General features: G+C 38.0%; 15 protein-coding genes. 7 read left to right on the forward strand and 8 right to left on the reverse strand.

Features of this window, described 5'->3' with window-relative positions:
* Positions 1 to 138: 138 nt before the first annotated feature.
* The 4 genes from QNI22_RS12690 to QNI22_RS12705 all read right to left on the reverse strand — a co-directional run bounded on the left by QNI22_RS12690 (position 139) and on the right by QNI22_RS12705 (position 7957).
* On the reverse strand, positions 139 to 1704 hold the full coding sequence (locus QNI22_RS12690) for a RagB/SusD family nutrient uptake outer membrane protein (protein WP_314511000.1): 1566 nt from the start codon (positions 1702 to 1704) through the stop codon (positions 139 to 141).
* An 82-nt stretch (positions 1705 to 1786) separates the two neighbouring features.
* On the reverse strand, positions 1787 to 4816 hold the full coding sequence (locus tag QNI22_RS12695; protein WP_314511001.1) for a SusC/RagA family TonB-linked outer membrane protein: 3030 nt from the start codon (positions 4814 to 4816) through the stop codon (positions 1787 to 1789).
* A gap of 133 nt (positions 4817 to 4949) precedes the next feature.
* On the reverse strand, positions 4950 to 5993 hold the full coding sequence (locus tag QNI22_RS12700) for a LacI family DNA-binding transcriptional regulator (RefSeq protein WP_314511002.1): 1044 nt from the start codon (positions 5991 to 5993) through the stop codon (positions 4950 to 4952).
* An 827-nt stretch (positions 5994 to 6820) separates the two neighbouring features.
* Entirely contained in the window at positions 6821 to 7957 is a 1137-nt protein-coding gene (locus QNI22_RS12705; protein ID WP_314511004.1) for a WD40 repeat domain-containing protein, read from the reverse strand.
* A gap of 227 nt (positions 7958 to 8184) precedes the next feature.
* Here QNI22_RS12705 and QNI22_RS12710 point away from each other — a divergent pair, with 227 nt between their 5' ends.
* Positions 8185 to 9375, forward strand: a complete 1191-nt coding sequence (locus QNI22_RS12710; protein WP_314511005.1) for an AraC family transcriptional regulator — start codon at positions 8185 to 8187, stop codon at positions 9373 to 9375.
* An 81-nt stretch (positions 9376 to 9456) separates the two neighbouring features.
* The gene (locus tag QNI22_RS12715) at positions 9457 to 12372 is read left to right on the forward strand and encodes a M1 family metallopeptidase (RefSeq protein WP_314511006.1); all 2916 of its coding nucleotides are present in this window, start codon (positions 9457 to 9459) and stop codon (positions 12370 to 12372) included.
* Between the two features lie 484 nt (positions 12373 to 12856).
* Here QNI22_RS12715 and QNI22_RS12720 read toward each other — a convergent pair whose 3' ends face one another.
* A complete protein-coding gene (locus QNI22_RS12720; protein ID WP_314511007.1) occupies positions 12857 to 14251 on the reverse strand; it encodes a hypothetical protein in 1395 nt (464 codons plus the stop codon).
* A 54-nt stretch (positions 14252 to 14305) separates the two neighbouring features.
* Between QNI22_RS12720 and QNI22_RS12725 the strand changes: the two genes are divergently transcribed.
* Entirely contained in the window at positions 14306 to 14911 is a 606-nt protein-coding gene (locus QNI22_RS12725; protein ID WP_314511008.1) for a hypothetical protein, read from the forward strand.
* A 14-nt stretch (positions 14912 to 14925) separates the two neighbouring features.
* On the opposite strand, the gene QNI22_RS12730 is transcribed toward QNI22_RS12725, so the two are convergent.
* A complete protein-coding gene (locus QNI22_RS12730) occupies positions 14926 to 15099 on the reverse strand; it encodes a hypothetical protein (protein WP_314511009.1) in 174 nt (57 codons plus the stop codon).
* A 397-nt stretch (positions 15100 to 15496) separates the two neighbouring features.
* On the opposite strand from QNI22_RS12730, the gene QNI22_RS12735 reads away from it, so the two are divergent.
* The 4 genes from QNI22_RS12735 (at position 15497) to QNI22_RS12750 (ending at position 18231) form a co-directional block, all read left to right on the forward strand.
* Positions 15497 to 15715 carry a hypothetical protein gene (locus tag QNI22_RS12735; RefSeq protein WP_314511010.1) on the forward strand — a complete coding sequence of 73 codons (219 nt, stop codon included), beginning with the start codon at positions 15497 to 15499 and terminating at the stop codon, positions 15713 to 15715.
* Between the two features lie 158 nt (positions 15716 to 15873).
* On the forward strand, positions 15874 to 16953 hold the full coding sequence (locus QNI22_RS12740; protein ID WP_314511011.1) for an aldo/keto reductase: 1080 nt from the start codon (positions 15874 to 15876) through the stop codon (positions 16951 to 16953).
* Between the two features lie 91 nt (positions 16954 to 17044).
* On the forward strand, positions 17045 to 17959 hold the full coding sequence (locus tag QNI22_RS12745) for a helix-turn-helix domain-containing protein (protein ID WP_314511012.1): 915 nt from the start codon (positions 17045 to 17047) through the stop codon (positions 17957 to 17959).
* Positions 17960 to 18015: 56 nt separating this feature from the next.
* Positions 18016 to 18231, forward strand: coding sequence for a hypothetical protein (locus QNI22_RS12750; RefSeq protein ID WP_314511013.1), 216 nt, complete (start codon positions 18016 to 18018; stop codon positions 18229 to 18231).
* Between the two features lie 13 nt (positions 18232 to 18244).
* Here the strand turns inward: QNI22_RS12750 and QNI22_RS12755 are convergent, their stop codons facing one another.
* Positions 18245 to 18922, reverse strand: coding sequence for an acyl carrier protein (locus QNI22_RS12755; RefSeq protein WP_314511014.1), 678 nt, complete (start codon positions 18920 to 18922; stop codon positions 18245 to 18247).
* Positions 18923 to 19002: 80 nt separating this feature from the next.
* Positions 19003 to 21147, reverse strand: a complete 2145-nt coding sequence (locus QNI22_RS12760) for a glycoside hydrolase family 43 protein (protein ID WP_314511015.1) — start codon at positions 21145 to 21147, stop codon at positions 19003 to 19005.
* Positions 21148 to 21201: the final 54 nt, after the last annotated feature.

A 21201-nucleotide genomic window follows, 5' to 3' on the forward strand; every position in this document is an offset into this window, starting at 1 on the left:
GAGTTAAGGGATTAGTACAAACTTTTAAGAATACTTACAAGTTAACTACTCAGAAACCAAATAATCAACCCGGTATCAGATTTATAAGCTCTTCCTGGCAAACATTTTACTGATTTATCAGGAAGAGCTTATAATATATTAATAACCTGGATTTTGAACTAATTTTGGATTTAAAACAATTGCAGAAACTGGAATAGGGAAAATCCGCCGATAAGTATCCGCATTAGTCTTGAATCCCCAAGAATCTTCGTATTTCCCAAAGCGAATCATATCATTGCGATGCCAAGCTTCATAGGCAAATTCACGACTTCTTTCTTCATACAAATCATCCAACGTTACAGCAGTCCAAGGGCTGGAAGTAGTTCTGTTTGCACGTACCTGATTTACTAATGAAAGAGCAGTATGTCCCGATGTTGGCGCACCTCCACGAAGTATAGCTTCTGCTTTCATTAAAAGAATATCAGAGTAACGAAACACAGGCATATCATTATTTTGATTCCGGTTAGCAGATGAAGCATCTGGATAGAATTTAATATTTCGATAACCCATATTCCAGGCAATCTCATCATTTCCCAAATCAAAGTTTACAACACTGCGTCTTAATACAATTTCAGGACTCAATTCTACCTGATACGTATAACTGGCATCTCCATCAGTACCTGCATATGTTTCATCATATCCTTTTTTGGTTGTCGTAACTGTTAGTGGAGTACCATCAGTATTATATTGCTTTCCTGTTAGCCATTGACCATTACGTACATCATTTTCATCATTGAAGTGAGCGTAAAATTCAGGCAAAGTACTCTCTGGTGCACTTGGAGTAAACGGTAATTTGAATTTTGCTCTCATTGAACGTGGTACATCATAACGGGCACGATACATATAGCCATTTGTATTTGCAAGAGGTGCAGCTGTAGGATCATATGGTATAGCAAAAATGAATTCTTTCATCTGAGGACCATTCGTTGGATAAAACATTTGCAGATACGAACTCATAGACTCTATGCCATACTTACCAGAGCTGATGATTTTATCACAAGCTGCAATACATTCGTCATTACGTTTTGTTCCGGTATAAACTTCTGCATTCAGGTACATCTTTGCCAACAGCGCATACGCCATCCATTTATTACATCTTCCGTACATCAATGTACCAGTTTCTTCACTCAGAAAAGGTAATGCAGCATTTACTTCTGATTCAATAAAGTTGAATACTTCTGTTCGGGAAGAATTAGCACGAGGTTCAAAGTCCCCATACGCAGTATCAATAGGAACATTTCCATATAAGTCTACCATCATAAAATAGGCAAGTGCTCTTACCATTTTGAGTTCCGCAAGTTTCGATGACTTGGAAGAAGACGTAGCTGGAATATTTTCCCCTAGAATGGCTAGTGCCTGATTAGTAGTCCCAATCACTCTGGATAACCAACTCCAGCTACTGGATGGCCAGCCTGTATCAGTTGTCCAGGTATGATAGTGCATTCTAAGATATCCCTGGTTATCATACCAGTTACCGCCTCTGGCAGGTAATATTGCCTCGTCGGTACTTAACGTCTGAGTGAACCAGTAATCTAGTGCATAATTACCTCTTAAAGCTGCATATGCAGGCCCTGAAGCTTGAATAAATTGAATTGAATCCTGAGGGAATACATCTGGGGTTAACTCTGATGTAACAGGCACATCCAGCATATGACATGCTGTCATGAAGTAGAATAACAGAATTAAAAAAGATATATAGAGAGAACTTTTTTTCATAATGGTTTCTTTAAATAAAATCCAGAATAGATTAGAATGTCACATTAGCTCCTAACAAAAATGTCCGGGTTTTTGGATAGAAGTTATTTGAATCTACACCCGGCGCAATACCACCTTGATTAATCTCCGGATCAATACCTTTGTAATTTGTGATGACAAAAGCATTGTTAACTGAAGTATAAATACGTAAGGACTTTACATATTGCCCCAGTTTTTTGAAATTGTAGCCCAGAGTTGCATTATCTAATCGCAAATAGCTTCCATCTTCAATAAAGCGGGTTGAATATCTGTACGCATTCACATCATTTGCTGACTCATTTGCCGCTTCTTTCAGAATATTGGTAAATTCAGCAGTGTTTGGTCTGAATAAATCAGCTCGGGTCACGTTAAAAATCTTATTACCAAATGCACCTCTGAAGAAAACATTCAGATCAAAGTTCTTATAACTAAAAGAGTTAGTCCATCCCAATAATAGTTTAGGTTGTGGACTACCTGCATAATGATAATCCTTACCAATAACAGGAGTAGTTGTCAGATTACCGCTTGCATCCACATACTGAGAAACACCCTGATCATTTTTTCCAGCATACTGGAGTGTAAAGAACTGTCCCAATGGCTTCCCTGATTTCAAAATCTGTAATGTACTTCCTGTTTGTCCAGCTCCGTCGGGCTGTGACAGACGAACAGAGTCACCACCTGAGAAAAGAGGATTTGTAAGACTGGTAATTTTGTTGGTATTGTGGGCAAGATTCACACTTGTATTCCAGGTAAAGCCACTACCTGTTTTAACAGGAGTTGCATTCAAACTTACTTCAATACCTTTATTATTCATACTGCCTCCATTAGCAACAATACTACCAACTGGAACTTTAATAGGATCTACGGCATAAGAATAAATCATACCAGTAGTATTTTTATCATACCACTCAACGGTACCGCTCAGTTTTCCCTGTAGCAATGTAAAATCTAACCCAACGTTTGTTGTTGCAGTTTTCTCCCATTTCAGGTCAGGGTTAGCCGCCTGTGTTGGGCCATATGCTGCCACCTGTGAGCCATTGTAATAAAAAGTACCCAGACTACCTGAAATAAATTGAGCGGTGTATGGATTAAATCCGGAAGAGTTACCTGTTACTCCATAGCTGGCACGAAGTTTCAGATCATTAACAAAAGTTTGGCCCTTCATAAAATCTTCTTCAGATATTCTCCATGCACCACCAACTGCCGGAAAATATCCCCAGCGGTTATTTTCACCAAATACCGAAGATCCATCTCTGCGTATAGATCCTTGAAACAGGTATTTATCTTTATAGCTATAGTTTAAACGGGCAAAATCAGATATCCAACGATAATGCTGATAGATTCCATCTGATCCAAAGTTGATACGATAAGAAGCTATAGCATAGGGGTTGCTAAGAGCAAAGTTACTATACCCAATGTTATCTACAGGAAAGTTTGTTGCAGTTGCCTGAAATCCATCACCCAACTGGTTATCCTGCCAGGAATAACCTAACACGAAGTTTACAGAATGAACACCAAATTCCTTATCCCATGTTATATAACTTTCTAACACTTTGCGTATATCCTGATACGTATTGCGCAATGCTAACCCATTTGTACCAAAATTAAGCAGAGTTTTGGTTGAGGGAGGATCAGGGTTATTATATAAGTTAATGCCATTATATTTTGAGTAATAACTATCGTAAAACTCTCCATGCAAAGAAGTTGTATTCTGATAGGAAACGTTTAAGTTATAGGAAAGACCAAATGGAAGTTTTACCAGAGCGGTGAATGCACCTACCAGATTGTTATACTTTGTATCATCTTTTGCGTGATTAATCATCGCTACAGGATTGACATAGCTGGTATAAGTGAAATTCTCAAAATAACTTCCATCTGCATTCTTTATAGGAGATACAGGTAGGTACGTAACCGCCTGCTGTAATACACTGTTTCGTAAAGGAGTGTTATTAGATATTGTATTTGAATTAGTAACATTCAGACCAAATTTTACTCGATCATTCAATGCAGACTGCTCTACAGCTAATCTTGCAATAACACGTTCCAACTTACTACCTAACAGGATACCTTCTCTATGTACATAGTTTAAACTTGCATTGTATGTACTATGCTCACTACCTCCACTAAATGAAAGGTTATGATTAGTTGAAAATGCTGACTTCCGCTGAATAGCTTCCTGCCAGTTGGTATTGGCACCTTTATCATCATTAGCAGAAAGAGAGCGACCATTGGCCTCCAGAAATGATCTTAGCTCATTTCCAGTCATCATATCCAGTTTTCTGGACACTTTTTCAATACCGGCATAGCCATTATATGAAATCTGCATTTGACCTTTTTTTCCTCTTTTGGTAGTCACCATGATAACCCCATTAGCAGCCCGGTTTCCGTAAATAGCGGTAGCAGCACCATCTTTCAATACGTCAATAGATGCGATATCATCAGGAGCAATAATAGAGATATCAGCACCCACAACACCATCAATCACATACAAAGGGGATTGAGAACTATTCAGTGTGGAGGCACCACGCAAAACAACGGCAGCGGTTCTGTTTGGGTCACCACTGGCTGTGATATTTAAACCGGGGACCTTCCCTTGTAGTAATTGGCCTACATCTGTAATAGCTCCTCTGTTAAGTTCTTCAGGCTTAACATTGCTGATGGCACTGGTCAGGTTCTTACGTGATTGAGTTCCGTATCCTACTACTACAACTTCACCTAATGTCTGGATATCTGGTACCAGAGCTACATCAATAGTAGTTCTGTTACTAACAGCTATTTTCTCCTGTACATACCCTACAAAGGTGAAAATCAATTGAGCGTTGGCTCCAGCCTTCAACTTGTACTCGCCATTCACATCTGTAACAGTTCCGGTAGTAGTCCCTTCTACAAGAATGGATACTCCAGGCAAAGTCTCACCATTACTGGCTGATGTAACCTTCCCTGATACAGTTACTTCAGACTGTCCAAACAATTGCGAATGCATTGTAAGAGACAGAAACAGAAGCAGAAAGAGAATGGATTTGAAATGTAGATGTTTTTTCATTGGCAGTTAAAATGGGTTTAATTCAAATCAACCACCGAATATCAATATAGTACTTTTTAAATAAAAGTTTTAGAATAACTAATTTCTATGCAAACGTTTGAAATCGTTTTTGTCCAACTCCGAAAAGAAATTATCATGATCTCCGGGACGAATCCCGCACAATTAATTCCGAATCCAGGACACAGTTTTGAGGAGAGACAGAGGAAGAACCTGATGTCAGGGACTCGATAAACAGACGGGCCGCTTCTGTTCCAATTTGCTTGCTCTGACGTTTCACAGAAGTGAGTGGTGGCTGAAAATATTCTGCTATAGGACTATTATCAAATCCAACTAAAGCAATATCTGTTGGCACATTCAACTTATATTCCTTAATGACTTTTAATGCACCAAAACAAACCTGATCATTTACACCAAATATGCCATCTGGCCTATCTTTCAGATTCAAAAGGTATTGTGTAGGCTTTAAGCCACTCTCTATATTGAAATTAGTCTCTGTTATCAATGCCTTATCTACAGGCAAGTGATGATCATTCAGACAATCAATATATCCTTTATAACGCTGTTCTGCTACTGTAAGCCCCTTCGGCCCTCGTAAGTGTGCAATTCGCTTGCAACCTACTTCAATCAAATGTTGAGTAGCTCTGTAAGCCCCCTGATAATCATTTATTGTAACTCCAAAAGCTGAAAAATGATCATATTCACGATCTATAAATACCAGTGGAATGTTCCGTTTTAGTACCTGTTCCAAATGGGAATGATCTTTGGAATCGTAGGTTTCCTGAGACACAGACATAAAAATGGCATCTACCCGATTGGACAGAAGTCGATCTACATACTCCTTTTCCAGTATCTGACTCTCATTGGTGATACATATATTTACCAGATATCCCAATGGCTGCAACACAGACTGCAGTCCATTTACCATAGCAGCTTCATGAAAATGGCTGATATTGGGCAGAATTACTCCTATTATTTTGGTTGATTTATTCAGAAGGCTCAACGAAACGGAATTTTTTTGATATCCCATTCGTCGGGCATATTCCTGTATAGTATTTCTTGTTTCAATATTGATTAAAGGATGATTGTTTAATGCTCTCGATACAGTAGAAGGAGAACACTTAAACTTTTGAGCAATATCTTTAATCGTAATTATTTTTGGCGTTGAATGCAATGACATACTTTTAATGAAATAATACTTGTTAGACTTAATCCCTCTCAAGAATATTTGTATCGTGGTAACAGCTCAAACAAATTGCCAGATCCTATACAGGCACTAATTCTCTGTTACCAAAAAATACCCAATAGAACAATCAACTTCTTTTGCCATGAATTTATTACAATAAATACAATTTATCCAAAATAATATATTCAGACAAAAATTGTATTTTATCTAGATAACACATATTGGTAATATATTAGGCTACTATTGATAAGGATAACCTTGATAATCAGAAGGTAAATGAGTATTAGTAACAAAAGTATGTGTAACTGGTTAAAAATAATGAGTTATAGGGGAAGCATATATTCTACCTAGAATATAAGATAGCACGCATTTTACATACAATAACAGAAGAATCTTACACCCATAACCATATATAGGGTATGGTCAAAATGATTCTGTAATTAAGAATATCTGAGTTTTTATGTAAAGTTTTATAATTGCTATTTTTTTGATAAGCTTCTTCTAAAGAAATCTAAGTCTGCTAAGTACGTTTTACTTAAACTATAGATTAGTTTATCCTATCTTTCAGATCTGTGAATTACCAGGCACTTAGCCTGTATGCGAATTGCCCGCAATCACGTTTGTAGTAGTAGAGAGCCCGTAATTTAATAAGAGAATCCAACCAATCTACTCATACAAGTAAACTTGTCACAAACAAGATTGTTTAGAAATTAGGTATACTTTAATACTAACAAATATTTTCTACAAAACCTAATTACATAAACAAAACATTATCAGTCTGTTACGGAATCTATCATCATTCACTCAAAGATTATAATCGTTTATACTTGGTATAAACTAAAACAACCATAGTCCGTCCGAAAACCCAGCAAATCGTTTACAAACTTTGGTCTTGCAGTTTTTACACTATGTTCTATCTGAAAGTTGTATAGAAAGGTCTTGTTCAGAAAGTCAAAAACAAAGGCTTTCTTGTTTTGAACTATAACCAATTTGGATTGGTCTCCATTGAAACAAAACCAACTAGCTTGCTGAGAATGTGACGGAATTTGTAATTCAGACATTGCTAATTCATTACCGTTGACAAGGTCAAAATAACGGATACTCCATGGCCACCCATATGATCTAACAACCAGGATGGTATCGTTTTCGGCAAATTCCATTTGAGAGATTACGCCAAATTCACCTGTGATGTGCTTCACTACTTTATCATCCGATACCTGTATCACTTTAATTTCATTTTCCTGATTGTGAAATGCAATCCATTGTCCATTCTTTGACAAAACAACTTCAAATGGTAGATGTCCTCTAACAATTTCAACATCAAAAGTATGTTTAAGAAGAACTGTATCCTTATCAAAAACATATAATTGGGGATGAGAACCAAAAGCGTATCTTTCAGATGAAACAGAAATAAAGCTTACTGGTTTACTAAATCCTTTTGTCAAACTATTGAACTTTTTGGTGGCTAGTGAATACTCAAAAATAAAATGATCTGTATCCAGTAATAGTGCATCCTTTACAGCATTATACTGTATATCCCATGCAAGTATCTTGGGCAATTCGATGGTTTCTATGAGATTCCCTTCTATATCTATCAGTGACAAAAAATCTTTCTGATCAGCTGCGGTCTTAAACCAGCCATGTTTATATACATAAATTCCATTGGGAGTAGTATCAAAAGCTAAACAACCTGTATATCCGGAGCCTACATAATAATGTAAAACGGGTTCTCCTATGGAAGCATTTTTATTTCTTAATACAAATCCCTTCTTCAGTAGTTCCCATTCCTTTTTAGAAAAGAAAGTTAATGCCTCTGCTGAAGTGGCGAACTCTTTTTCTGTAGCCTTTGACTTGCTGTCCTTTATATTTTCAATTAGTACCTTATTGGAATAGAGAATAAGAATACATTCTTTTCCAGATTGGGTATCAACTAGTGTATGCTTTTTTTCAATGTTCATTGTCCTGTACAGATAGAGAATAACAATGTGAGATCGTGGAAAGCTAAAAAATAATTATGAACACACCACAAAGTCCTTGAGATAAGAGAAGTACAAAGACCAGTATACTACTCTATCTGTTTTTATAAAACTCAGCTCACATAAAACTTCTTTTTGAAGAGAAATATTTTCTTAATTTTGATAAATACACATAATATCCCAACCACTCTCAGATAAACCAAACGTGTATGTCACTTATCAATGGCTCAGATTTTTGGAACATCATTATTCTACTGGGCGCTGTTCAGGGATTTATTTTAAGTTTCCTTGTATGGAAGGGCAAAGGAAGCAGTAAGTTATCCAATCGCTTACTGGCTACACTTATTTTTCTGCTGGCGTTGGCCTGCTCTAACTTATACATTAGTGAATCCGGCATGGAAGAAGAGTATGCCACCCTTCAGGTTATACAACAGTTGCTACCACTCATTCTTATTATGCCAGTAGGTCCCTTGATCTATTTCTATGTACAATCTGTCACAGAGGTAAATTTTCAATTGGATACAAAACGCTGGCTGCACTTTCTTCCTACCGGTATTGACTTATTTCCCAAACTACTGGTATGGATAGCATTGGCAGGGCTTCTAATGCAACAACTGCAAGAAGAAACAGTCAAAGGCTGGGGTGATTTTATTGATGCATATAACACATATATGGATATTCCTCGCTGGCTCTCGCTGACAGTATATGTATTAGTTGCCAGACACTATCTTATTCGTAAGCTACCATCACAAGCAGAGTCTGACAATAGTCAGCGAAAATGGTTGGGCCAGTTTTTGAATGCTTTTTTGCTATTTCAAGGTATTTGGTTACTATTTCTTATTCCCTATATCAATCCTTCTACCCGAAATACCTTGCTGGATGATATGAGTTATTATCCTATCTATATTCCATTGGCGATTCTGGTGTACTGGCTTGGTTTTAAAAGTTATATACATATCAGACTACAAACAGAAGCACCCCCATCACAGCCAGAGACAATTGCACAACAGCCTATGTTGGTTACTACGCCATCCTTTACATCAGAAGAAATTACTGATTATATCGATTCACTGAGGAAGGTTATGGAAAAAGAGAAACTCTATCTGGAACCGACTCTTCATCTGCAAATGCTGGCTACTCATACAGCTATTCCGCAGAAAACAATTTCCTATATCCTTAACAACTATCTCCACAAAAGTTTCAATGAGTTTATCAATGAGTACCGGATTGAAGAAGTAAAAAAACGCCTGTTGGAAAAAGACAATACACATCTCACCATCGTGGGTATTGCACTAGATTGTGGTTTTAACTCTCAGGCAACTTTTCAACGTGCCTTTAAAAATAGCACAGGTGTATCTCCCAGAGAATATTTATCGATACAATCGCAGGAATCTGCCTGAAAGTAGTTATCAAATCCGGATTTGAGTAGATTTCGAGTCGCCATTTTGGTTGTATTGCTGCACACACAACCCATGTATACTATGCAACCCAATTATCGGCTTACACTCTTTTTATGGATCATCCTGCTATTCACTGCAATCAGCCCTGCAATGTCTCAGGAATCTTTTCTGACTATTACAGGCAGAGTAACTTCCCAACAAACCAACCAGCCTCTCCCCTATGCTAACATAGGTATTATCGGCAAGAGCCTCGGTACAGTCACCAATGCAGAAGGAAATTTTATTTTTAAGATACCAGCGTCCTATAGTCGTGATAGTCTGAAAATATCACAGATTGGCTATGAGTCTGTAACCAGAGCTGTTAAAGATGTACAAGGAAAAAAGAACCATATTACATTACAGGAAGCTCCCATCCAATTGGCTGAAGTTCATGTACATGCCAAAAGCAAAACAGGTCTGGAAATCATAAAGGAAGCTATTGCGGCTATTCCAACCAATTATGATACCTCAGCTATTCAACTTCTGGCTTTTTATAGAGAAACGATCCAGTTAGATACTAGCCAGATTACTCATACAGAATCTGTATTGGAAGTAAAACAACATCCCGGTAAAGAAAAAGAGGAGGGTTTAAAGATAAAAATCTTGAAAGAGCGAAAAAGTAGACCAGATACTACGCTTTATACCAAAGACCCCCGTTTTTATTATTGGATACAGCTAAATAATGGTGCTCGAAACACATTAACTTCCAGTAATGTGTTTCAGGTTGATATAAAGCGTCACAAACGATTCTTTCTAAATAGCCGGAATTTTAAACACTATACATTTACGCTCCAAGGTATTGTTTCTGATAGAGAACGGAGGATGTATGTAATTGAAGTTACTCCGAAAAAGAAAAGTAGTAAAGCTTATATACAAGGGAAACTATATATAGATATACAATCGCTAGCCTTTACCCAATGGGATCTCGAATTGTCTCCTCAAGGGATTGAGCTGGAAAACAATCGGAACTTTTTCTGGAAGAGTATTGGGCGCATGGTTATGAAAGCGAATTTAAAAATATCAAGCTTTAAAGAAGTTCTCCATTTTGATCAGTATCAAGGCAAGTGGTATATAAAAGATATACGACGCCATTTTCTGGCAGATGTCAATAGCAAAAGCCGTCATCTGGAAAACAGTGTCTGGAAAACAGATTTGCTTCTGACAGTGACAGATATTGCCAGATCTGCCACACCTGAAACAAAGATTTATACTTCTGCCGATTCTGTTAGCCCAAAACTAAACAAAGGTGATTTCTGGGGACAATTCAATATCATTCAACCTGCTTCTAAAGATACGCTTGGAACAGTTGGACAAAAAACAGATTCCATCCCTGTCAAAAAAATGAGCCAGGCTATTCCAGTAAAGCCATCAAACCGCGAAAATGGCTTTACACGTGCAGATACTTTGCGAGGCAAACTCACTCCTTTACGTACCTGTTACGATGTCACCTTTTACAAGCTGGATATAGATGTAGACATAGAACACAAATTTATCTCAGGGAGTACTGTCATTCGGTTCAGTGTACAACAGCCGTTTACAAAGATGCAGGTAGACTTATATGATAACATGCAGATTCATCAGATTGTATACAAAGGAAAAACGTTACCGTATATACGAGAATACAATGCAGTGTTCATTCAGTTTCCGGAAATGCTGCCTATACATACGAATCAGGAGATTACGATTCAGTATTCAGGCAATCCGAAAGAGCCCAATCGGGATATTTCTATGGATGGGGGATTCTTATGGTCTAAAGATGCCAATGGAGATCCCTGGGTGCAGGTAGTGTGCCAGGGATCAGGAGCAAGTCTATGGTGGCCAAACAAAGATCACTTATCAGATGAACCAGATAGTGTTAGCATTGCCGTCACAGTACCACAAGGCCTGCTGAATATTTCCAATGGACGCCTCCGAAAGACCACTCAACTCTCCAATCACAAAACCCGCTACGAATGGTTTGTCAGCTATCCTATTAACAATTACAATGTAACACTGAATATTGGAAAGTATGCCCATCTGCAGGGCCATTATATTACGTCTGATACATTGACACTGGACTTCTATGTAATGCCTTATAATCTGGAAAAAGGAAAGATAATTTTTGATCGTATCAAACCTATGTTAGCGACTCTTGAAAAGCAATACGGCAAATATCCTTTCCCACGTGATGGATTCAAACTAATGGAATCGTTACATGCTATGGAACATCAGAGTGCGGTTTCATTTGGAAAAATGCCAGAAGGAGATAGTGAGGAGATGTCAACTGCTCCCTTAAGTATAGTATGGCATGAAGTTTCTCATGAATGGTGGGGTAATCAGGTTAGTTGCAGCGACCTTGCCGACATGTGGATTCATGAAGCCTTTGCTACATATTCAGAAAGTTTACCTTTTGCAGAAAAGTTTGGCAAAAAAGGGGAACAGGAATACATGGAAAGTTTAACAGGACAAGTTATTGAACAGCAACCTATCATTGGGGTATATGATGTAAACCATATTCATTACAATATCGGTGATATGTACGAAAAAGGAGCACTGATGTTATATACATTCAAAAATGTGCTCAACAATGACGCCTGCTGGGCAGAAATCCTGCAGGGTATTCAGAAGGATTTCCGAAACAAGACTGTTTGCACCAATGACATTGTACAATACATCAATACCAAAACCAATACAGATTACACGTATTTTTTCAACCAGTACCTTCGATATGCTTCCATTCCAGCTTTATCCGTAAAATACAAAATGAAAGGAAGTTCACTGGTGCTTTCTTATAAATGGATTGCAGATGTAACAGACTTCCGTATGCCAATTCGTGTAACCACTGCCAGAGAAAAGTTTGGACTCATTTATCCTACTACTCAGTGGAAAACCCTGACTTTACCCGATATGGAACCGACAGACTTTGATGTGGATGATACTCGGTTTTATGTGAATGTGGAAGAAGAGGAGATATACTAACTGTTATAACTTCACTATGACTCATCTCAGATATTGGATTTAAATAAAACCCAAGTCTATATTTTTGAAAATATGGGCTTGGGTTAACTTTTCAGAAATATTTCTTTCTGAGTTGGTTTATTGCCCTTTTGTTGTTCTTCCACAAGACTCTTCATTTTTTGCTTGCTAGTATCCATCTTTGTTTATTGCCCAGCATATTTCTCTTCCTATCACCTGTTACTTTTTTGCTTGCCCAAAAATAGGGGCACCAAACGAGAATTTGGTGAGCCAGATTTGTGTGGTAGCAAAAAAAGGCACTTTTTCCCAATCCTTCTGCCCGCAGGCCAAAGGCTAGCCTCACGGGAAAAAGATTCCCTACGCACCTACACTACCACTCGTAAGTAAAGTCATCACAACTCTCTTTGTGAAACCATTCTTACTTTCTCAATAATATCCTTTTCCCAAAGTTCAGGATGCCGCATGTTGATTGAGATACACCATTGTTTTATGCTTGCTGATTATCCTTTAGTATATCTTCTATACAAATTCTGATAGCTGGTGTCATTTTAGGATGCTGGAGCAAATTATGCAAGAGATCCACAACAGAGACATTTTCAATGTATTTTTGCCCTGCATGAAGTATTCTATTCAGAAGAGCGATTCCCAAAATAGAAGGTTGACGTTGAAGCGACTCCAATAGCATAGTTGTATAACCTGGCAAACGTCCTACACCATATACAATTGATCTGAACCCTCGTCTTCTATCTTCTTCTGGAAACCGCTCTATCAAAGAAAAAATCACAGGTAATCCCTTTTCAGGTGTATCTGTTTTCCATAACTGGCTAAGTAACTCATCCAGGATTATCCAATTATTACCTGCAAACTCAGAAGATTTTATCTGTTCAAGTATAATCTGAACACACATTTCTTTAGAGAGAGTAGACTTGGCTTTTTTATCAATTGCATTCAGAACCTGAATTATTTCAAATCCAGCCACAGAACTATAATCTGGCCAGGGTGCAATCAGAAATTGATTATACAGTTGTCGCTCTGCATCTCGCAAAATTGCAGCACCTTCATACTGCCGAAGTTTAACAAAAAGCGTTTTGGCATCTTTAATTCGTATATCTAGTAACTGCTTTAACAATGGAACATGAGGAGGTGCCATTGACAAGTCAATAGAATTAGCAATCTGATTGTATGAAACATGAACAGAACCTTTATATAATGATTGCTCAAATCGATTAAACTCCTGAATCCAAAAATATTCTGCAAAACCAGGTAAGAAAGAAAATGTATCCTTTGTTTCATTCCATATAAAAAATGGACAATGAAAGATAGATTGAGGCAATTCCTTGTTAATACTTTTAAACCATTCTTGTAAATCGGTAATACTTGTTTGATATGTGTTCATCTTCAAAGCAATGTATCCCAAATAAGAAAATTGCATCAATGGATCTGTTACATCTACCAAAGCCTTGATAAAAGCTGGCTTATTAATTATTAATTCATCCTCATCTAAAAAATCATCTTTTCCTGATGCAGGAACAGTCTGATAACATAGGCCTTTCAACAAAAAGTCTTTCTCTATTCCTTCTCGTTGTTTCATTGTGTGAAGCATACCTTGATAGACAAGCTCCTGATCTTGCGTAACCTCATCATATTGGCTCAACACTCTCATAAAAAATGAAGAACGATCAGGTTGTATGGGCTTGCCAAGGATATCTAATCCTACACTATGTATAACAACCTCAACACTAAAACCCAAATCAACAAGCAGGCTTTTTATCTTATCCGAAATTGTATATTCAGTTGATAACGTTTTTTTCTTATGCCAGAATAATAAACTCATGTAATCTGAACCGGGAGAAACAAATACATACACTTTTGTAAAGTACATATAGGTTCTACAAATTGCAATTAGACCAACATATTACTGTTTACTACTATCCAAATGGATTATCAGGAAGCGAAACAACTTGTATTGGAGTACATAAATCAAGACGTAGTACAGCATGGTTATCGCCTGGCCGTTTATGAACCAGCCATCGAATTTGAGTATGGATGGGTATTTTCTTTTGATACAGAACATGCTTTAGGACTACGGCCATTTGAGAAAAAAGTACAGCAGATGTTAGACGATGGTCTGTCTCTTCCCCAAATTGAAACATCATTCACCGATGAAGATAGAGAGCATGAGGGTAAAGAAGTAGGACTTGTAGGAACAGCCCCTATATTCATTGACAAACAAACACGACAGATAAGACTATTAAAGAATTTGCATTATATCCCCATGAAAGTCCAGCTAGAAGCGATTCGGGAAGAAAAAATTGGAAGAAAAGGTGTATGGTGTATTTATCTTACCGAATCGCTTACAGGTCAGTCACAAAAGATGGCAAAACTGAGGATGTTATTAGAACTCAGTCCGGTAGAACTGATGAAGCACATCAAGCAAATAGAGACTCCTCTTTTTCAAGGCAATATTCATGATGCATGGTCACTTAATGAAGCACTAAAAGAAAACGAGATACCCACCCAATTAGTCAAATTGGAGGAATAACATTAACCGAGATTCTACACTAATAACTTCCTGCGAAACAGAATTGTCACCAATGCAACAACTGTGGTGGCCATTGCCATAAACTGTACAATGTATGCTGTGATAATCTTTACTGCCAGGGTATGTTCTAATCTGCCCAGATTAATTTTCTCCGCAAGAGAGCCTCCGTGCATTTGAATCGTTTCCATAATTTTATAGGTTTGTTTGATTTGAGTTATAAGAAAACGATACAAGTCATTACTTAGTATATGGAAAAGCTTGGGATACCTACATTGTAGACGATTTTATGTTAAACACCAATCTTTATCCTAAAAATTGTATTGATCTGAAAAACTGTGAAACCATTGACGACTTGCCCACAATCAAAGGATATTTTGTTGTATTATTATGGTGTCAATGGTATGGTCTTGATCACACTATATGTGGAATGATTGTAAATTATGCTAAACACTACAGTCCAGCTAAAAGACTTTATTTTTAGCATAACTCTATTCTGCACATCTCAAAAAACAATCCTTCCTATTATTACAATAACTGACTATAGTGTATATATACAAAAGTATTCACTACACTATAGAAACTTAAATGATAAAGAAGATAGTTGGATATCTATTTATTCTAGTAGGTACATTAGGTATCATCTTATTTATTCCACTCATGTATGAAGGTACAAGACCTTGTTCCGGAGATGGATGTATAGTCCAGGCAGCAATATTTGTAGGGTTATTCCTGCTTTTGCTAGGTGGTATTCTTCTCACCATTGGTATTGTAATGGTAAAGCCTAAGCCTAAAACCTCCAATTAAATAACTATAATCACCCATTTAAGGCACGTCTGAAACAAACTCATACTTATTTTCAACCCTTTTCCTTTTTTGGCTAAGAATTTCCTGTATCCGGCGAAGTAGCTCTCATCGCAATGCCGGACCTTTGTGTCAGTATTTACAAACCATTCAAAATAATTATGGAACTGACACATTATCGTACATTTGGAAAATCCGGATTGCGGGTAAGCCCTCTCACACTTGGCACTATGACATTTGGTGAAGAATGGGGCTGGGGAGCTTCAACAGAAGAATCAAAGTCTATTCTTAAACTCTATCTCGACAAAGGTGGAAATACGATTGATACAGCCAATTTATATACCAAGGGACATTCAGAAAAGATCATTGGTGACTATCTAAAAGAAACCGGTATCAGAAGAGATAGTCTGGTATTATCTACCAAATTTTATGGAAACCTTTATCCGGGTGATCCCAATGCTGGTGGAACCAGCCGTAAAAATATCATCCAGTCACTGGAGCAGTCTCTGAGACGCCTTCAGACTGACTATATTGACCTGTACTGGATGCATGCATTTGATGAATTTACACCTATTGAAGAAACATTATCAGCTCTACAGGATATGGTAACGTCCGGCAAAGTTCGTTACATAGCTGTTTCGGATACTCCTGCATGGAAGGTAGCACAAGCGCAAATGATTAGCCAGTTTCGGAGTTGGGCATCGTTTATTGGTTTACAAATAGAATATTCACTACTGGAGCGCACGTCCGAAGGCGAACTCATCCCAATGGCACAGGAACTTGGTTTGGGAGTAATGCCCTGGTCTCCACTGAAACAAGGTATCCTGACAGGGAAATATACTCGTGAAAATCAGAATGATCAATCAACCGGAAGATATACTAAACCAGATCTTCCAGAAAGCACACATACAATCATTGATCGGCTACGAGAGATTGCAAATCAACAGAACACCACTATCGCAGCAGTAGCTCTTGCCTGGGTAATGGCACAACCAGGTATATCTTCTACCCTTATTGGAGCAAGAACTACAAATCAATTACAACAAAATCTTGAAGCACTTTCTGTATCACTAACACCTGATGACCTTACATATTTGAATGAAGTATCTGAGCCAGTACTGAACTTCCCTATACCCTTTATGCGGGCAGCTTATCACAATGGAATGGGTGGTACTACCATTAACGGCAAAACCTCAGTGCTATCTCCTATACTACCCCAAAATAGTCAGGAAGTGTATTGATACTATATACTATCAATTTCTAAAGGCAGTTATTAAGAATCTTTATTCTGGAATGAATGTTCTATTCAGAGCATTCATTCCTTTATCACTCATGAAAGCTGAAGATATACCCTATATATACAATTCCATTTCCGAGTTTCAACGAGATATGGGCCTTCCCAAACCGCTGCATCCATTGATAAGTGTAGTGAGACTGGAAGATATTCGATTTAGTGCAAAAAGGATTGAAACGAAAATCGCACTAAACTTTTACAAGATATCCTTTATTGAAGGTGGAAACCGAAAGATACGGTACGGACAAACATATTTTGACTTTGATGAGGGAGGACTTTTCTTTATTTCTCCAGGACAGGTAATCTCTGTTGGCAGTCCAACAGAAAATCTATGTGGCTTAACCATCTATCTGCATCCTGATCTGATACGCAACCACAATCTGGGCAAAAAGATAAAAGACTATGGATTTTTTTCCTACTCCATGGTAGAGGCACTGCATCTATCTGAAAAAGAGAAGAATATCATACTAGGCTTATTCCATCAGATCCAGATGGAGTTAGATTCAGCTATTGATACCTTTAGTCAGGAACTGCTGGCTTCTTATGTAGAACTATTGCTTGACTACAGCAACCGATTCTATACCCGGCAGTTTATTACCCGCAAAACAGCCCATAACGACCTTCTTGACAAGCTGGATACGTTACTCTCAGACTATTTCCGAAGTGGCAAAGCTCTGCATAACGGTTTGCCAACTGTTCAGTTTGTATCTGAACAACTCAACTTTTCATCGGATTATTTAAGCGATATGTTACGCACCTATACAGGTCAAAGCACACAGCAACATATTCATAACAAACTGATCGAGGTTGCCAAGGAACTGATCAGCACCAGCAATCTGACTATTTCAGAAGTTGCTTACCAACTAGGTTTCGAGCACCCACAATCTTTTACCAAGTTATTCAAGCAGAAAACAGATTTATCTCCTATGGTATTCAGGCATTCTTTTAATTAGTTGAAAACGATCATTTTACTATATTGCCTTCAACTAAACTCATTTACCCTTATCTCATGAAAGAGGTTACCATCGGTTATCGTATTTATACTAATTATGAAGGTGGTGATGATACTCTGTATGTTGTCAATGTAACTGTTCTGGAATATAGCATAAAAGGATCAGGAAAAACTTTTTATTCCACAGAAAGCCTTGAGGCAGCATTAAAGGAAGCAGAAGCCTGGCGTTCTTTATACCTGGATGGCCTTATTGATGAAGACGACTTTTTTTAGAATACATCTGATTTTAACCCCATCCAAGACTTGCATCTCTTGTCAGGTATTGTTTATCCAGAGAAAGATAGTCACTAAACACATCCTGAATGACTGCAAAAATTTCATTTAGATTAACAGTGCATGGTGATCGCCTTACAAACAGATAATGCTCTCGGGTAAGTTTTTTAGTCAGCTCTCCTACAGTTTCTATAGCTAGCTCCTTTGCCGCTCTTTTAGCTAGCTTCACTATCAGGTAAAAAATCAAAAATCCCATGACAGCCACCTTTAAGTATAAAAACAAGCATACAAATGAAGCCAGAAACCCTAAGGTGATCACAAAGGATAACCAGCCTTGCATGCTCAGAACACCTACCTTAACACCCAGATTTTTCTCAAAACGTCTAACAAGTCTGGCTCTATCAGATCTGGAAAACAGGTCTTCCAGCTTTGTATCAGGACTAATAACAGTAACACAATCAGGAATAGTTTGCCTGAGAGCATTGCGGACTTTGTAGAAGGCCTGTTGTGTAGTACAATCATTTCTGTGCTCAGATGAGATGCTTTTTTCAATGACATCACACAAATCTCCAAACGTATCAACATGCATAAAATCATTTTCTCCAAACCTGATCCCAAACGATTTTTCCAGACGACAAAGTATATCCATTATATCATCCGGATCAGTATTTTCAAGACGTATTATATCCATAGTAGTTCTTATTAGCATTAAGATGAAACAATAGAGAAAGTATGCAGGTAGTTTACTAATCTCCTGCATACTCCGGATATCTATTTAGCTACAGGTTCAATCCCTACATGAGTTGGTTTGGTTTGAAGGATACTGCCATCTTCTCTGAACTCAAGTTTATCAATACACACCTCACGATTATAGCCGGCAGACCGTCCCATACCAATTCCTTTCGGATAGTTAAAGCGATGGTAGACTATATACCATTCATCTTTTCCCGGAATCTGAATCACGGAATGATGCCCGGTCGCATAAATACCCGCTGTAGTATCTTTTATTATAACCAGGTTATCCTGAGGAATTGTGAGAGGTCCCATAGGATTATTAGCTACCGCATACCTTACCTGATAGTCAGGATCACGGGTATCTTTTTCTGACCAGGTAAAGTAATATTTTCCTTTGCGGTAAAAGACAAAAGTTCCTTCATTGTAGGTCTTAGTAGGAGTTAGTATTTTGGTAGTACCAGGCACCAGTGACGTCATGTCTTCGGCCAGTTCAGCAACAGCCATATAACTATTGCCCCAATACAGATAACTTTTGCCACTAACGGGATCAATAAATACATCCGGATCAATCTGTTGTCCATGAGTAGCACCTTCGGGTAACTTGTCAAGTAACGGCTTACCCAAATCTTTAAACGGTCCTGTAGGATTTTCTGCAACCGCTACTCCAATCTGACCATTTGCACAGAAATAGTAGAAGTACTGATAGTGTCCATTTATCTTTTTTTCTACAATGGCAGGGGCCCAGGCTTTTGTATTTGCCCAGGTTACATCTTTTCCCAGTTGCAAAATTGTTCCTTCGTCTTTCCAGTTTACCAGATCACTCGAAGAAAAAACGTTAAAGTAATTACCAGACCAGTTGGTAAAACCATCACTGGTAGGATAGATATAGTATTTGCCTGTTTTTTCTGCATAAATAATATCCGGATCAGCATACAATCCATCCAATACCGGATTATGTGTTTCCAAAGCCTTTGTTGTAAAAGTAATAGGTTGTTGTCCGGAAATCTTTACAACATAACTAACCGTACCTTTTGAGAAGGATGTATTTCCTTTTGGAGTGACAATTACACCAGCTATCTCTGGAAACGTTGGCTTAAACTTTGTCAGATCTGTACCAGGTTTTACCTGCCATGTCACAACATGAGCCGCAGTATCCAATAGTGTATTATTTTTTTTAATGTCTTTACTTTCAGCAGACATAATTACCTGTTCAGGTGTCAGGAATCGGGTAGTCAAAGATATTGCCTCTGTAGTTGTTATGGGCATTACTGTTCCATGACGGGGATGAAAGTCCATCTGTATGTCAGCATTAATAGCTGTAAACTTCTCCAGATCTGAACTACGAGCAAACTCATAGCGACCATTCCGATACACATCATATATCAGAATGTAATCGGAAGAATTGTTCAACTTAAAAATACCAGAGCCTTCTACTTCATCTTTGGTTTGTTCCAGCTGTTTATCCTGAAAAACATATCCACCTGTTAATTTATTTGACACTGCTTTTTTAATTCCAGGAGTTGCACTACCTGCATGTTTAAAAAACAAATGATACTTGCCATCTTTGGCAATAATATCTGCATCTATACACACCGTATTGCCGGGAGGATCAAACAATACAGCAGGTTTGGTTTCCAGAGCTGAAAAATCTTTGTTGGCGTAAGCATAATAAATCCTGTCCCGATCTTCTTTGCCCAATCGCATAGACCAATAAATCATGTATTTTCCGGTTGCAGGGTCAAAGATTGTCTGTGGAGCCCATATCCGATCGGAGGCAGCATATTCAGTATATATCTTTGCAACATCAACAGGATGTGATTCCCAATCGATCAGATCTTTAGAGCGCATAAGCACAATTCCCTGATTAGGCCCCCAGCCATTCTTGACAGTATTCATATCCGTTGCCACCATATAAAACGTCTTTCCACCTGCTCCACGCAAAATATGTGGATCACGAACCCCTCCACTGCCACTGATTTTTGCAGAATTAAGTACAGGGTTGCCTCCATTTAGTGCTTTAAAATGATATCCATCGCTACTTACGGCATACCTGATAGCTTCATCGCTCCCTGTAAAATAGGTGAATAGATAGGCACTATAGCCTTTTGTTTTTGTCTGCTGGGAATGAGCGTAAAGATAAATGCACAGACAGAACATCAGGCAGATTTGACGTTTGAACATATGAGAAGGTTGCTTTGGTGTGAAACACATGAAGAACGAGAAAGCACAAAGAAA

This window comes from Xanthocytophaga agilis (genome assembly GCF_030068605.1).
Lineage (GTDB): Bacteria > Bacteroidota > Bacteroidia > Cytophagales > 172606-1 > Xanthocytophaga > Xanthocytophaga agilis.

Bases quoted from the DNA above. Each gene is read 5' to 3' on its own strand.
- QNI22_RS12690 (WP_314511000.1), bottom strand. From the start codon at position 1,704: ATGACAGCATGTCATATGCTGGATGTGCCTGTTACATCAGAGTTAACC.
- QNI22_RS12695 (WP_314511001.1), bottom strand. From the start codon at position 4,816: ATGAAAAAACATCTACATTTCAAATCCATTCTCTTTCTGCTTCTGTTT.
- QNI22_RS12700 (WP_314511002.1), bottom strand. From the start codon at position 5,993: ATGTCATTGCATTCAACGCCAAAAATAATTACGATTAAAGATATTGCT.
- QNI22_RS12705 (WP_314511004.1), bottom strand. From the start codon at position 7,957: ATGAACATTGAAAAAAAGCATACACTAGTTGATACCCAATCTGGAAAA.
- QNI22_RS12710 (WP_314511005.1), top strand. From the start codon at position 8,185: ATGTCACTTATCAATGGCTCAGATTTTTGGAACATCATTATTCTACTG.
- QNI22_RS12715 (WP_314511006.1), top strand. From the start codon at position 9,457: ATGCAACCCAATTATCGGCTTACACTCTTTTTATGGATCATCCTGCTA.
- QNI22_RS12720 (WP_314511007.1), bottom strand. From the start codon at position 14,251: ATGTACTTTACAAAAGTGTATGTATTTGTTTCTCCCGGTTCAGATTAC.
- QNI22_RS12725 (WP_314511008.1), top strand. From the start codon at position 14,306: ATGGATTATCAGGAAGCGAAACAACTTGTATTGGAGTACATAAATCAA.
- QNI22_RS12730 (WP_314511009.1), bottom strand. From the start codon at position 15,099: ATGGAAACGATTCAAATGCACGGAGGCTCTCTTGCGGAGAAAATTAAT.
- QNI22_RS12735 (WP_314511010.1), top strand. From the start codon at position 15,497: ATGATAAAGAAGATAGTTGGATATCTATTTATTCTAGTAGGTACATTA.
- QNI22_RS12740 (WP_314511011.1), top strand. From the start codon at position 15,874: ATGGAACTGACACATTATCGTACATTTGGAAAATCCGGATTGCGGGTA.
- QNI22_RS12745 (WP_314511012.1), top strand. From the start codon at position 17,045: ATGAAAGCTGAAGATATACCCTATATATACAATTCCATTTCCGAGTTT.
- QNI22_RS12750 (WP_314511013.1), top strand. From the start codon at position 18,016: ATGAAAGAGGTTACCATCGGTTATCGTATTTATACTAATTATGAAGGT.
- QNI22_RS12755 (WP_314511014.1), bottom strand. From the start codon at position 18,922: ATGGATATAATACGTCTTGAAAATACTGATCCGGATGATATAATGGAT.
- QNI22_RS12760 (WP_314511015.1), bottom strand. From the start codon at position 21,147: ATGTTCAAACGTCAAATCTGCCTGATGTTCTGTCTGTGCATTTATCTT.